Annotated in this window: 13 protein-coding genes and 1 riboswitch; of the genes, 5 read left to right on the top strand and 8 right to left on the bottom strand. The window is 59.4% G+C overall.

Going from position 1 to position 12,623, the window contains the following annotated elements; genetic code table 11:
- Positions 1 to 36: 36 nt before the first annotated feature.
- The 4 genes from AKU94_RS03155 to AKU94_RS19500 are packed head-to-tail and all read right to left on the bottom strand — an operon-like array spanning position 37 to position 2,097.
- Positions 37 to 1,290 carry an imelysin family protein gene (locus AKU94_RS03155; RefSeq protein WP_050525893.1) on the bottom strand — a complete coding sequence of 418 codons (1,254 nt, stop codon included), beginning with the start codon at positions 1,288 to 1,290 and terminating at the stop codon, positions 37 to 39.
- 15 nt (positions 1,291 to 1,305) lie between these two features.
- Positions 1,306 to 1,785 (bottom strand): hypothetical protein, encoded by a 480-nt coding sequence (locus AKU94_RS03150; RefSeq protein WP_050525892.1) that lies wholly within the window; start codon positions 1,783 to 1,785, stop codon positions 1,306 to 1,308.
- A 10-nt stretch (positions 1,786 to 1,795) separates the two neighbouring features.
- Positions 1,796 to 1,942, bottom strand: a complete 147-nt coding sequence (hemP, locus tag AKU94_RS18925; protein WP_083444903.1) for a hemin uptake protein HemP — start codon at positions 1,940 to 1,942, stop codon at positions 1,796 to 1,798.
- On the bottom strand, positions 1,939 to 2,097 hold the full coding sequence (locus AKU94_RS19500; RefSeq protein ID WP_157056383.1) for a hypothetical protein: 159 nt from the start codon (positions 2,095 to 2,097) through the stop codon (positions 1,939 to 1,941). The genes hemP and AKU94_RS19500 overlap by 4 nt, the downstream gene beginning before the upstream one ends.
- A gap of 184 nt (positions 2,098 to 2,281) precedes the next feature.
- Positions 2,282 to 2,494: riboswitch (cobalamin riboswitch) on the top strand.
- Between the two features lie 133 nt (positions 2,495 to 2,627).
- Here AKU94_RS19500 and AKU94_RS03145 point away from each other — a divergent pair.
- From AKU94_RS03145 to AKU94_RS03125, 5 genes are read left to right on the top strand one after another with little or no spacing between them, the layout of a single operon-like run.
- Entirely contained in the window at positions 2,628 to 4,499 is a 1,872-nt protein-coding gene (locus AKU94_RS03145) for a TonB-dependent receptor plug domain-containing protein (RefSeq protein WP_050525891.1), read from the top strand.
- Positions 4,486 to 5,316 (top strand): ABC transporter substrate-binding protein, encoded by an 831-nt coding sequence (locus AKU94_RS03140; protein WP_050525890.1) that lies wholly within the window; start codon positions 4,486 to 4,488, stop codon positions 5,314 to 5,316. The genes AKU94_RS03145 and AKU94_RS03140 overlap by 14 nt, the downstream gene beginning before the upstream one ends.
- A complete protein-coding gene (locus AKU94_RS03135) occupies positions 5,313 to 6,296 on the top strand; it encodes a FecCD family ABC transporter permease (protein WP_050525889.1) in 984 nt (327 codons plus the stop codon). The genes AKU94_RS03140 and AKU94_RS03135 overlap by 4 nt, the downstream gene beginning before the upstream one ends.
- Entirely contained in the window at positions 6,293 to 7,048 is a 756-nt protein-coding gene (locus AKU94_RS03130; RefSeq protein ID WP_050525888.1) for an ABC transporter ATP-binding protein, read from the top strand. The genes AKU94_RS03135 and AKU94_RS03130 overlap by 4 nt, the downstream gene beginning before the upstream one ends.
- Complete coding sequence (locus tag AKU94_RS03125) at positions 7,045 to 7,716, top strand: adenosylcobinamide amidohydrolase (protein ID WP_050525887.1); 672 nt, start codon at positions 7,045 to 7,047, stop codon at positions 7,714 to 7,716. The genes AKU94_RS03130 and AKU94_RS03125 overlap by 4 nt, the downstream gene beginning before the upstream one ends.
- On the opposite strand, the gene AKU94_RS03120 is transcribed toward AKU94_RS03125, so the two are convergent.
- The 4 genes from AKU94_RS03120 to serA all read right to left on the bottom strand — a co-directional run bounded on the left by AKU94_RS03120 (position 7,688) and on the right by serA (position 12,616).
- Positions 7,688 to 9,064, bottom strand: coding sequence for an MATE family efflux transporter (locus AKU94_RS03120; RefSeq protein WP_050525886.1), 1,377 nt, complete (start codon positions 9,062 to 9,064; stop codon positions 7,688 to 7,690). The genes AKU94_RS03125 and AKU94_RS03120 overlap by 29 nt on opposite strands.
- A gap of 26 nt (positions 9,065 to 9,090) precedes the next feature.
- A complete protein-coding gene (locus AKU94_RS03115) occupies positions 9,091 to 10,131 on the bottom strand; it encodes a DUF475 domain-containing protein (protein WP_157056382.1) in 1,041 nt (346 codons plus the stop codon).
- Between the two features lie 37 nt (positions 10,132 to 10,168).
- Positions 10,169 to 10,924 carry a metallophosphoesterase gene (locus tag AKU94_RS03110; RefSeq protein ID WP_050525884.1) on the bottom strand — a complete coding sequence of 252 codons (756 nt, stop codon included), beginning with the start codon at positions 10,922 to 10,924 and terminating at the stop codon, positions 10,169 to 10,171.
- A gap of 96 nt (positions 10,925 to 11,020) precedes the next feature.
- The gene (gene serA, locus AKU94_RS03105; protein ID WP_050525883.1) at positions 11,021 to 12,616 is read right to left on the bottom strand and encodes a phosphoglycerate dehydrogenase; all 1,596 of its coding nucleotides are present in this window, start codon (positions 12,614 to 12,616) and stop codon (positions 11,021 to 11,023) included.
- Positions 12,617 to 12,623: the final 7 nt, after the last annotated feature.

Raw genomic sequence — 12,623 nt, 5'->3', positions numbered from 1 at the left:
AGATTATCATGGCGAACCCCTTTGTTTACAGGCTGATCACTGGAAAACAGCGCTTGGATTATCAAGGCTGTCAGAGCCTTCAAACGCCGCCGAAAGCCCCATCGCGGTCACCGCGCGGTTGATCGATGCGGTCTGCGTGACCAATGCATCGACGGCCCCCATGATCAAAGCTTCGCCCTCGGCATTGCCAACCGCAAGCATCTGGTCATAGGCCAGCCCGTCCTCCGCGGCGCTTTTTACCGCGCCAAGAGCGGCCACAGATGCGTCCAGCTCTGCCTTCAACTGCGCATCCACGCCCGAATCGGCCTCTGCGACCAGTTCGGAAAGGGAGGGGCCGGAAACCACGCTGCCATCAACGCGGGTGTAGCTGCCGGTATAGACGTTGCGAATCCCCAAACCGTCATAATAGTGACTGTTGTGGGTGTTATCGGAAAAACAGTCATGCTCTTCTTCGGGGTCGTTGAGCATGACGCCAAGGCGCATCCGCTCACCGGCCAATTCGCCATAGGACAGGCTGCCCATGCCCGTCAGCATCGCCGAGAGCGCCGCAGTTGGGTCAGCAAGCGTTGCCTCACGGGCCTCACCGCCATCCTCCCATTGTGCGACCATATATTCCAGATCAGTGATCAGCAGATCGGTTGCCGCCTTGAGGTATTCAGCGCGGCGATCACAATTGTCGTTGGTGCAATCCTCGCCCTGTGCGTAATCAGATGCCGGACGATCACCCGCCCCCGGCCCCGTACCGTTCAGATCCTGCCCCCAGAGCAGAAATTCAATCGCATGATAACCCGAAGCGACATTCGCCTCGATCCCGTCAACCTCATGCAGGGTTTCGGAGATAAACGCAGGCGTCAGCGCGCTTGCATCCACCTCGGCCCCTGAAAGGGTAAATGCGGGGTGCGCGATCACATTCAAGGTGGAAAGCGGGTTTTCGTCGGACTGGCCATAGCTGTTGTCGACATAGTCGATCAGCCCTTCGTCCAGCGGCCATGCATTCACACGGCCCTCCCAATCATCCACCACAGCATTGCCAAAACGATACACTTCAGTCTGCTGATAGGGGACGCGCGCGGCGATCCATGCGTCTTTGGCAGCCTGCAACGTCTCATCCGAAGGGGCCGCAATCAGGGCGTCCACAGCCGTCTGCAAGGCCTTCGCCGTGGCCAGGCTGTCACCATAACCTGCTGCCGCAATATCGGTATAGGTCTGGGCGACCTCTGCTGGTGTGGCGGCCAACGCAGGCGCCGCAAAGACGGTTGTGGTCAGGGCAGCAATTAGGGACAGACGCATAATATTTCCTTTTGGTCAGTGTCGTAAATATGGTGGTCGAGAGTAGCTTGGTTGCGACAGGCCCAAAAGAAACAACCCAACATCGCCCGCCAACTGAACCGCCTGAAAGGCCTGATCCGGATGCATAAGGGTCAGTGCAAAGGCCATTGCATCTTCGCGGTCGCCCGCAGCACTGGCGGCAACCATATGGGCAAAGGCGGATTCATCCCCGCCAAAACAACCACAATCGGAGCTGTGACGCATAAGTGGGCGACGGGGGCAACGTAAAACCACGTCAAGCAAATCAGCAAAGCGGTTCAACGCCTGCGCGGCCTGCGGCGCGTCAAGGCAGCGCGAGATCTCGACAGCGATCGCTTCGCGGCTTTTCGGGCCTTCGCACCACATACGCAGATATAAAATCGCGTAACGCTCCACCCCCGGTAATTCGGCAAGGGTGCCGACAGGGGCCGCACCACGCGGAGGGGGCGGAAATTTCGGAGTCCATGCAATTGTCATGCCAAAACTCTCATTTTGTCAGGATCAATTTGCCGGCCTTGGTGATGCGCAGGGTATAGACCTGCCCGTCCAAGGTGATATGCGCCATCGTCTGGCCGTTGGTCATCACGCGCGCATCATAAGCGGGAACGGTTTCTACCAAAACTTGCATGTTCATTTTTGGCCCTCCGAACGTATGGTCCGGTGGTCGACGTAATTGGCCCAAAGGGCACTATCGCCCAAGGCTGCAAAACTGAGCCAGTCGGACAGGTTCGGGATTCGGATCACTTCGGTATCAGGCCTCATCGGGCGATCTTGGATTGGCGCGGGCATTTTCGCTCTCCTTTGCAAAACTGTACCGGGCTTGCCCTATTCGCACTGGGGTGGCTTGGCTTGGACCTTTACCTTACTGATTCAATCAGGATTGTAAACCTGATTTTTTCAGTCGCCTATTAAAAACGGCAATTTTTGCCAGCCAGCATTTTACGAAGACCCTTCACATTCCCGTTAACTTTCGCTAGCACGAAGGGGCTTTGGTTCTGGCAATTTGCCATATGATTAAAAGGGAACGTGGTGCGGTGCCTGGCTCTTGGCACATACTCCACGACTGCCCCCGCAACTGTAAGCGGAGAGCGGGGCCGGAAAATGCCACTGCAGCGCAAAGCTGCGGGAAGGCCCGGCCAAGCGTTGACCCGCAAGTCAGGAGACCTGCCAAGGTGTTCACCCTGTTCGACCGCGAGGGGCGCGTCGGGCTGCGGAGCTTCCGCGCGTGGTGATTTCACCGGCTGCGGGGGAGTCATCGATCCCTCCAGTGTCAAAACAGGACCAAACGGCGATTCTGTGGCCGTAACCGAGGATATCATATGCTGGTTTCATCCGTACGCGCAGGCTTGCTGGCAACCGCCGCGACAACATTTCTGGCCACACAGGCGTTTGCGCAAGACGCATTCGATCTTGATACAATTATAATCTCTGGCGGGTTGAGCCCGATTGACGCGGCGAAATACGGACGTGCCTCCAGTGTTGTGACCGCACAAGACATCAAGAACCGTGGCATCACAACCGTCCAGGACGCCCTGCGCGCCCTGCCCGGGGTTTCGGTCAACGGATCCAGCGCCAGCATGACGGGCCTGCGCATCCGGGGCGGCGAGTCCAACCATACGATGGTGCTGATTGATGGGGTTTTGGCGTCGGGTGCGGATGAAGGCTATTCCCTTAGCGGGCTGGACGCTGCCAATATCGAACGAATCGAGGTGCTGCGCGGCCCGCAATCGGCATTTTACGGGGCCAGCGCCTCAACCGGCGTGGTGAATATCATCACCCGCAAGGCCGAGCCTGGCCAAACCGGACGCGCATCGCTTGAGGTGGGCGCAGGAACCTCGGCCAGTGTATTTTTTGGCCACCGCACCGAAGGCGGCGGGATCTCGCTGGCGCTCTCAAGCAGTGATGATCGCGGCTATGACGCCTCGGGCGATGGCGGCGAGAAAGACGGCGTGCGGCGGGATACCGCCATCCTGTCGGGGGATATCATGGCAGGCAAGGATCTGAAGCTCGGCTTCTCCATTCGCCGTTCCGAGGAAAAATTCGACTATGACGAAACCGCATGGGCCGCGACAGATGCCGCCTCCTATATCATTGACGACCCGTCAAAATACAGCGAGCGCGATGAGATCACCGCGAACCTCTTTGCCGAATACAGCATGATGGGCGGCCGGTTGGAGCATCGTTTCGCGCTGGAAACCACCCGCTATGATCAAAGCTATGACGGATGGGCACCAAGCAAGACCCGCGCCGATGTTGCGAAATACCGGCTGAGCTATGGCCTCGACGGCCCCGTAGACGAGGCCGATCATCTGCTTAATTTCCTTTTGGAAAAAGAAGAAAAATCCAGCAGCACCAACCCCGGCTATTCCCCCAAGGCCACATCGGTTGCGCTGGAATATCGGGGGAGCCTTGCCAACGGCCTGAATGTTCAACTTGGCGCGCGCCATATCCAGAACAGCACCTATGAGGACACCACGACATGGAATGTTGGCCTGTCTTATTTTCTGCCACAAAGCGGGGTGCGGCTGCACGCCTCGGCAGGAACAGGCGTGGTTGACCCTTCATATTTCGAACTTTTCGCCAGCAGCTACGGCTATAGCGGCAACCCCGATCTGACCCCGGAGACCAACCGCAGCTTTGATCTGGGCGCCACCTTCCCGATTTTTGCCGATCGGGGCAGCATCGATGTGACCTATTTCAACGAAACCTTGATCGACGAGATCACCGATATCCCTACCGGCGGCGGGACATATGGGTTCATCAACCAAAGCGGCAAAGCCAAACGCCAAGGGGTTGAGGTCAGCGGCGATCTGCAAGCGACCGATCTGCTCGCGCTGCGTATGGGCTACACCTATATCGACGCCGAAAACCCTGACGGCAGCGTTGAGACCCGACGTCCGCGCAATGAGCTGACTTTGGGTGCCACCTATGAAACCTTTGGCGGGCGCGGTTCGGTTTCGGCCGATTTGCGCCATGTCTCGGGCAATTATGACAAGCAGGGCTGGGGTGCAGGCGCGGTCGAAAAGCTACCCGCCTTCACCACGCTGGATGTTGCCGCGCGCTATGACCTCAATGACCGCGTTACATTGACGGGGCGCGTGACCAATGTCTTTGACAAGGAAACCTCGGATACTTGGGGCTATGCCAACCGGGGCCGTGCAATCTATGTCGGGTTGAATGCGAACTTCTGATCTGATCAGGGCAATCACTTTGGCGGTGGGGCTTATCGGCTCTGCCGTCAAGGCCGATGCGCCGCTGCGGGTGGTGTCGATGAACCTGTGCACCGACCAGCTGGCGATGTTGGTGGCCAGCGACGGGCAACTGGTGTCTGTCTCCAGACTGGCCCGCGATCCGCGCAGTTCGGCCATGGTGGAGCAGGCCAGGGGATTTCCCGTCAACCATGCGCAGACCGAAGAGATTTACCTGATGCGCCCCGATCTGGTGCTTGCGGGCCGCTATACCGCACGGGCTACGGTGGATATGCTGACGCGGCTTGGCGTGCCGGTTGCCATTTTTGACCCCGCCAATTCGCTAGAGGATGTCGCAAGCCGCTTGACCCAGATGGGCGAAGCCTTGGGACGCGAGGGCCGTGCCGCAGAAATCGTGACCCAATACCGCGACGGATTGACAGAATTTCAGGCCGAGGTCACTCGCAACCCGCGCGCGGCCCTTTTTTCGGCCAATGGCTATACCTCGGGCAACCATACCTTGGCGGGGCAGATTCTGCTGACAGCAGGCTTTGCCAATGTCGCCGCCGAGGCGGGCTATGCCATGGCGGGCAACATGCCGCTGGAAGTTCTGGCACTGGCCCAGCCAGAAGCGGTCATCACCTCGCGGCCCTATCCCGGCGGCTCGCGCGCCGAAGAGATTATGGACCACCCCCTCGTGCAATCCATGCGCAGAAACACCGCCGGTTTTACCGATCATGATTGGGTCTGCGGCACCCCTTTTGTGTTGCGCGCAATCGGCAATCTGGCCAAGCTGCGTCAAGAACTGGAAGCAGAATGAAACGGCTTTTTGCAATTCTCGCCGCGATGATGGTGCTTTTGTTTCTGGGCTCTTTGGTCATTGGCCCCGCCAAGACCGGCATAGGCGAAAACCTTGTCGCGCTATTGGCTGGCGGCGATGGCCCCCTGCCCCTGATCATGCGCGAAATCCGGCTGCCACGCGCGCTGCTGGCGGTGATGATCGGCGGCGGGCTGGGGCTGGCGGGGGCGGCGATGCAGGGCTATTTGCGCAACCCGCTGGCCGATCCGGGGCTGATCGGTGTGTCCAGCTCTGCCGCACTGGGGGCGGTTCTTGCGATCCAGACAGGCTTTGCCGCGATGGGCAGCCTTGCCCTGCCGGGGGCGGCGCTGGTGGGGGCATTGGCGGGGGTACTGCTGGTGATGCTCTTGGCAGGGCCGCGCGGGTCATCGCTGACGCTTATCCTCGCGGGTATCGCAATTTCGGCCTTGGCAGCGGCGCTGACATCTTTGGTGCTGAACCTTTCGCCCAACCCTTTTGCCTCGAATGAGATCATCTTCTGGATGATGGGATCACTGGCCGACCGCTCCATGACCCATGTCTCGATTGCCCTGCCGTTTATTCTGACGGGCGGGGCCATGCTGGCCAGCCTTGGCCGAGGGCTGGACGCCCTGACCTTGGGTGAGGATGCCGCAGAGGCGATGGGCATCAACCTGCACCGTCTGCGCCTGACGCTGATATTGGGGACGGCGGCAGTGGTGGGGGCGTCTACGGCGGTGGCAGGGGCGATCGGCTTTGTCGGTTTGGTGATCCCGCATATCCTGCGCGGCTTTGTCGGGGGGCGGCCCGGCGCGCTGCTTTGGGCATCCGCAATGGGGGGGGCGGTGATGCTTTTGGCGGCGGATATTGCGGTGCGCATGGTGCTGCCCGACCGCGACCTGAAGCTTGGGGTACTGACGGCGCTGGTCGGCGCGCCCCTGTTCCTCCATCTGATTTACCGCACGCGGAGGGCCGGACAATGACGCTGAATGTCTCGGGCCTTGGCGTGACCCTGCGCAAACGTCGGGTGTTATCCGATGTGTCGCTAACCATCGGCAAGGGAGAGCTGGTCGGGCTGATCGGCGCAAATGGCGCGGGCAAGACCACTTTGATGCGGGCAATATTGGGGCTGGTCCCGCATGAGGGGCAGAGCTCCCTTGCCGCAATGCAGCCCTTGGCGCGTGGGCGGGCCGCTGCGTGGATGCCGCAAACCCGCGAGATTGCTTGGGCGGTAACGGTGGAAACCCTGGTCACGCTGGGCCGCACGCCGCATCTGGGCATGGGGCAAAAGCCAAACGATGCCGACCGCGCCGCCATAAATCACGCAATCAACCGGATGGATCTGGGCCTTTTTCGCAAACGCGCCGCGACGCGCCTGTCAGGTGGCGAGCAGGCCCGCGCATTGATCGCCCGCGCTCTGGCCCAAGAAGCGCCACTTTTGATGGCCGATGAGCCGATCGCGGGGCTTGATCCTGCACATCAGATCGCCACGATGGAATGTTTTGCGGGACTGGCGGCAGAGGGGCGCTCCATACTTGTGTCCTTGCATGATCTGGGGTTGGCGGCACGCTATTGCACCCGGTTGATCGTCTTGGACAAGGGCCGGATTGCCGCCGATGGCCCCCCGCAAAAAGTGCTGACGCCGCAATTGCTGCGCGCGGCATTTGGTATCACCGCTTGGTTTGAACAAACTGCCCAAGGGCCCGTTTTCCAACCGCTAGACATCGTCAAATGAGCGCGATCACCCTGAACCGCCCATGGCTGGAATTCGATCTTGGCGCGGAAATGCAAGTGCTTAGCTGGGCCATCAACCGCCCCGGATTTACCATGGCCAAGCGCATCCTGTGGCGCGAAGTGCGCAATGACGACCTTCCCCAAGGGCTGGATGTGTGCGACTGGCTGAACGGTGAACTGATCGCCCATAAGGCTGCAGATGCCGTGACCTTCCTGACCTCGGCCAATGTCACGCGCTATGCGACCGCCACGGCCACGGCGGGGCGGTGCACGGCGCAATGTCTGTCCACCGTCGGCCTGTCCAATGCCGAGCGTGTGGGCCAGCGCATCCCCCGCCCAAACAGCGAATGGGGGACCATCAACATCGCCCTGCGGCTTGATTGCGGGCTGACACAATCCGCCCTGATCGAGGCGCTGAGCATCGCCACCCAAGCCCGTACCGCAGCGATAATCGATGCCGGCGTCACCCTGCCCACCGGCCGCGCGACCGGCACCGGAACCGATTGCATTGCCGTTGCCGCACCCGCTGGCCCCGCCCTCTATGCCGGGCTGCATACCGATATCGGTGAGGCGCTCGGCGCCGCCGTTTACCGCGCCACAGAAATAGGGGCGCAAAACTGGAAAGCGGAAATGGCCGTCCTTATGGCCGCACCCAAAGCCCGCCAATAACCTGCCGCGCCACCCGCGTGGCCACCGTCATCGCCAGCCCCCAGCCGGAGGTCACCGCGATGGCCACGCCAAACCAAACGCCCCAGATGCCAAGATCAAATACCCGCACCATCACCCAGACAAAAAGCGCCACCGCGATGCCTTGACGGTAAACGCTGATCCAAAGCGACCAGATCGGCCTTTGCATCGCTTGCAAGAAAGAGTTGATGGAAAACAACATCATATAGAACGGCAGCAAGAAACCATCGACGTGCAGATAGCTGACCCCAACGCGGATCACCTCGGCATCATCGGTGAAAAGCCCCATCGCCCACTCCCCGCCAAACCACAACACGGGACAGGCCACAGCCATCATCGCAAAGCCCAGCTTCCAGCAAAAGAACACCGCCTGACGCACACGGGCCGGATCCTCGGCGCCAAAGTTTTGGGCCGCGATGGGCAGCAGCGCACCGGTCATCCCCAGCACCGGCAAAAGCATGATCTGCTCTACCCGCAAGGCAATTCCGTAGGCCGCGACCGCTGAGCCGCCAAACGCCTTGAGGTAATATTGGATCACAAAGCCGGTGGTAAACATCACCGCGATTGACAGGCTGGTGGGCAACATCTGTCGCAAGATAACGCCGTAAACCGCCGGATCGGGACGGAACTCTGCCCACGTCAGCCCCTGCATGATCTTGCGCCCGAACACCTGGTACATGATATAGAGCATGACACCCGTCTGGCTGCACAGGGTCGAGAGCGCGATACCGTTAAATCCGATCCCCGGAACAACCCCCGGAACCCCGTATATGAACAAGGGATTCAGCCCGATATTGGCAAAAAACGCGACCATAAGCGCGCGCTGCAAGGATTTGGTATCCCCGCGCGCTTGCAACACCCCGTTCCCGCCATAGGCCAGCAAGAACCCCGGCAGCGCAAAGATAAGCCAGCGGAAATAGTTAGTCCCTGCATCGCGATATTCCCCCGCTTCCGAGACCAGCGCGATCATCGCAGGCCCCAACCAGACCGCAATCAGCATCAAACCAAGCGTCAGCAAAACACCAAGTGAGATACCCTGAACCGCAAGCCTGCGGGCCTGCGCCTCGTCGCGGCCACCCTTGGCCTTGCCGACCAGCGCGCCCATCGCACCGCCAAGGCCAAAACCCACGGCCATATTGATGAAAAACGCCTGAAACCCGATGGCAAGGCCCGCTTGCGCCTCGGTAGATATCTGGCCCGCAAAATAGACATCGACCACATTGTAAAGCGTGGAGAACAACATCCCCACAGCCGCAGGCAAAGCCAAGGCGCGAAAGTGGCCAGAAATGGCCCCGCGCGTCAAATCCCGATCACTCCTGCCACGCGCCATTGCCACCCCCTTTTTTTTCAGAAACGCTATGCGTCTGCTCCCAAGCGTCTATGGCGCACCGACGACACCAGCGACAGCCCGATAACACCCGCTCCCAAAAGGCCGGTAATGGCCTCAGGGATATGGACCAGCGTTTGCGCGAACATAATCACCGAGAGGATCAGGATCGACCAGAAGGCGCCATGCTCCAGATACCGAAACTCGGCCAGCGTCTGCCGCTCTACCAACATGATGGTCATGGAACGCACATACATCGCACCGACACCAAGGCCGATGGCGATCAGGAACAGATTCTGCGTCAGCGCAAACGCACCGATCACACCGTCAAAACTGAAGGATGCGTCCAGCACCTCGAGGTACAAGAACGCGCCAAGCCCGCCTTTGGCCGCGATATCCGTTGCGTCCTGACTGGCGTCCAACAGATGGCCCAAGACCTCCACCGCGAGGAAGGTCAGCAGGCCGGAGGTGCCGGCCAAAAGGAAGGTGCCAAGCTGCGCCTCTGGCAAAAGCTGGGCAAAGACCAACATGACGGAAAGCACCAGCGCCACCTCCAGCCCGCGCACCGAGGCAAAACGCGCCATATGGCGTTCCAGCATCGCAATCCAATGCACATCCTTGCCGTCGTCAAAGAAGTAGTTCAGCGCGACCATCATCAGAAACGCGCCGCCAAAGGCCGCAATGCCCAGATGCGCGTCGCCAATAATCTGCGCGTATTCATCAGGACGGGTCGCTGCCAGCTCAATCGCCTGCCATGGGCCAAGCTTGGCCGCGACCACAACGATCAACAGCGGAAATACGATCCGCATCCCGAACACCGCAATGACGATCCCCCATGTCAGGAACCTGTGCTGCCATTCTGGCGTCATGGATTTCAGCTTGTTGGCATTCACGATCGCATTGTCAAACGACAGCGAGATCTCCAGCACAGCCAGCACCGAGCCGATCATCAGGAATTTCAGCGCGCCGCCAATATTGCCGGAATAGGCCCAACCCAGACAAAAAGCAGCAACCAGCCCGGCAATGGTAAAGCCGATGGCCCAACGGAAATAGGTAAGTGTGGCGGCCATCATGGCTCCTTTTGCATATATTTGCAGTCACAATGGCCTAGCGGACCGGCGCATCCGGTGTTTGCGCAAGCAGCGCCCGGCCATCATCCGTCAAGACCGATACCTCACGCCCCTCAATCACCACAGCCGTCAACGGGCCACCATAGGCGGCAGAGCTGTCGATATTGACGCGGTTGCCATAATGCGTGGCAGCGGGCAGCGCAGTATGGCCATGCACCAGCAGCCAAGGAAAATCGCCGCGGTAATCCAGAAAATCAACGCGGATCCAAAGCAGGTCGTCCTCGGCCTGATCCTCGATTGCGATGCCGGGGCGCACACCTGCGTGGACAAACATCACCTCACCGCGCGCGAAATATGTGGGGCGACTTTGCAGGAAATCTCGATGCGATTGGGGCACGGCGGTCAAGGCCTCGCTATGCACAGGGGCAAGGGGGCGGTCGCCCGCATTTGCCACCCCATATGATTCCAGTGTGGTCCGACCGCCGATTTTGGGATGGAGATAGGAATACTCAACCTTCAGCCCCGGATCATGAGAGGCTGGATCATCCAGGAAATCGGTGAACATGCGGTCGTGGTTGCCCTTGAGTACCACCCAGTTTTCCCCCGCAGCAACGCCCTTGGCAAGATAGTCGATCACCCCGCGACAGTCTGGCCCGCGATCCACCAGATCGCCGATATGGACAATCGGCGCATCCGTATCGCCAATAGCTGCCATATCTGCGGCAATGCGGGCGTGGGCCGCCTGCAAAAGATCAAGGTGGCCGTGCATATCACCAATAGCATAGCTGCGCATGTCAGGTCTTTCTAGTTATGCAAAGGCGGGGAACCCTGTCCCCCGCCCCCCCCTCTGTCACAGAGGTATGTTTGCCAAGATCAATACACGCGGTTCTTACACAACGTCAAACTCCAAAGGTTTGACCTGAAGGAACATCCCCGTCCCTTCCAACAGCTTGACCACCTTCTGGTCCATTGGCTGATCGAGATACAAAATCGCAATCGCCTCTTTGCCCTCACCTGACCGGCCAAGCGTAAAGTTCGCGATGTTCACGTCGTTTTTCGCCATCGTCATCCCCAACAGGCCAATGATGCCGGGCACATCCTCGTTTGTGGTGTAAAGCATATGTGCGCCGATTTCGGCGTCGATATTGATGCCTTTGATCTGGATAAAGCGCGGTTTGCCATCGCTAAAGCAGGTGCCTGCAATGGAACGCTCGCGCTTGTCGGTGACCACGGTCAGCTTGATGAATGCATCAAAAACGCCCGATTTTTCTTGGCTTGTCGTGGCAACCTGGATACCGCGCTCTTTGGCGGCAATCGGGGCGGAAACCATGTTCACGTCAGGGTTGGTGGCCTTCATGATCCCCGCAATGGCCGAGCAGTTCAGCGCAGCAAGGTTCATATCGGCGACATGACCATCATAAAGCACGTTGATCGCCTTGATCGGCTCATCCGTCATCTGGCCGACGAATGCACCGATATGCTCGGCCAGTTTCAACCATGGGCCCATCACGGCGGCTTCCTCGGCGGTGACCGAAGGCATGTTCAGCGCGTTTTGCACCGCCCCTGTCAGCAGGTAATCCGACATCTGTTCGGCCACTTGCAACGCCACATTTTCCTGTGCCTCAGCGGTAGAGGCCCCCAGATGCGGGGTGCAGACCACGTTTGGCAGGTTGAAAAGCGGGCTGTCTTTGGCAGGTTCGGTCTCAAACACGTCAAAGGCAGCACCCGCAACATGGCCCGATTTCAAGGCCTCGGCCAAGGCGGCCTCATCGACCAGACCGCCACGGGCGCAGTTGATGATGCGCACGCCAGGCTTGGTCTTGGCAAGGTTTTCCGCGCCAAGGATATTGCGGGTTTTATCTGTCAGCGGCACGTGAAGGGTGATAAAATCGGCGCGGGCCAACAGCTCGTCCAGCTCCACCTTGGTGACGCCCATTTGCTTGGCGCGCTCTTCCGACAAGAAGGGGTCATAGGCAACCACTTTCATCTGGATGCCCAAGGCACGGTCACAAACGATGCCCCCGATATTACCGGCACCGATCACGCCGAGGGTCTTGTTAAACAGCTCCACCCCCATAAAGCGCGACTTTTCCCATTTGCCGGCATGGGTCGAGGCATTGGCCTCGGGCAGTTGGCGCGCCACGGCAAACATCATCGCAATCGCATGTTCGGCAGTGGTGATGGAGTTGCCAAAAGGCGTGTTCATCACGATCACGCCTTTTTTCGACGCAGCCGGAATATCGACGTTATCGACGCCAATCCCTGCGCGCGCGATAACCTTCAGACGGTCAGTGCTTTCCAACAGCTTGGCGGTAACCTTGGTGTTGGACCGAATGGCAAGGCCATCATAATTGCCGATAATCTCGGCCAGTTTTTCCTTGTCCTTGCCCAGCGTGGGCATGAAATCCACATCAATCCCGCGATCACGGAAAATCTGGACAGCGGTTTCGGACAATGCATCGGATACGAGAACTTTGGGGGCCATCTTGGGC

Origin of the sequence: Pseudorhodobacter aquimaris (assembly GCF_001202025.1) — a bacterium.
Lineage (GTDB): Bacteria > Pseudomonadota > Alphaproteobacteria > Rhodobacterales > Rhodobacteraceae > Pseudorhodobacter > Pseudorhodobacter aquimaris.
The sequence above is the reverse complement of the archived record's forward strand: the minus strand, read 5'-3'. Positions and strand labels throughout refer to the sequence as shown.

Excerpts from the sequence above, each read along its gene's own strand:
- AKU94_RS03155 (WP_050525893.1), bottom strand. The coding sequence starts at position 1,290 with ATGCGTCTGTCCCTAATTGCTGCCCTGACCACAACCGTCTTTGCGGCG.
- AKU94_RS03150 (WP_050525892.1), bottom strand. The coding sequence starts at position 1,785 with ATGACAATTGCATGGACTCCGAAATTTCCGCCCCCTCCGCGTGGTGCG.
- hemP (WP_083444903.1), bottom strand. The coding sequence starts at position 1,942 with ATGAACATGCAAGTTTTGGTAGAAACCGTTCCCGCTTATGATGCGCGC.
- AKU94_RS19500 (WP_157056383.1), bottom strand. The coding sequence starts at position 2,097 with ATGCCCGCGCCAATCCAAGATCGCCCGATGAGGCCTGATACCGAAGTG.
- AKU94_RS03145 (WP_050525891.1), top strand. The coding sequence starts at position 2,628 with ATGCTGGTTTCATCCGTACGCGCAGGCTTGCTGGCAACCGCCGCGACA.
- AKU94_RS03140 (WP_050525890.1), top strand. The coding sequence starts at position 4,486 with ATGCGAACTTCTGATCTGATCAGGGCAATCACTTTGGCGGTGGGGCTT.
- AKU94_RS03135 (WP_050525889.1), top strand. The coding sequence starts at position 5,313 with ATGAAACGGCTTTTTGCAATTCTCGCCGCGATGATGGTGCTTTTGTTT.
- AKU94_RS03130 (WP_050525888.1), top strand. The coding sequence starts at position 6,293 with ATGACGCTGAATGTCTCGGGCCTTGGCGTGACCCTGCGCAAACGTCGG.
- AKU94_RS03125 (WP_050525887.1), top strand. The coding sequence starts at position 7,045 with ATGAGCGCGATCACCCTGAACCGCCCATGGCTGGAATTCGATCTTGGC.
- AKU94_RS03120 (WP_050525886.1), bottom strand. The coding sequence starts at position 9,064 with ATGGCGCGTGGCAGGAGTGATCGGGATTTGACGCGCGGGGCCATTTCT.
- AKU94_RS03115 (WP_157056382.1), bottom strand. The coding sequence starts at position 10,131 with ATGGCCGCCACACTTACCTATTTCCGTTGGGCCATCGGCTTTACCATT.
- AKU94_RS03110 (WP_050525884.1), bottom strand. The coding sequence starts at position 10,924 with ATGCGCAGCTATGCTATTGGTGATATGCACGGCCACCTTGATCTTTTG.
- serA (WP_050525883.1), bottom strand. The coding sequence starts at position 12,616 with ATGGCCCCCAAAGTTCTCGTATCCGATGCATTGTCCGAAACCGCTGTC.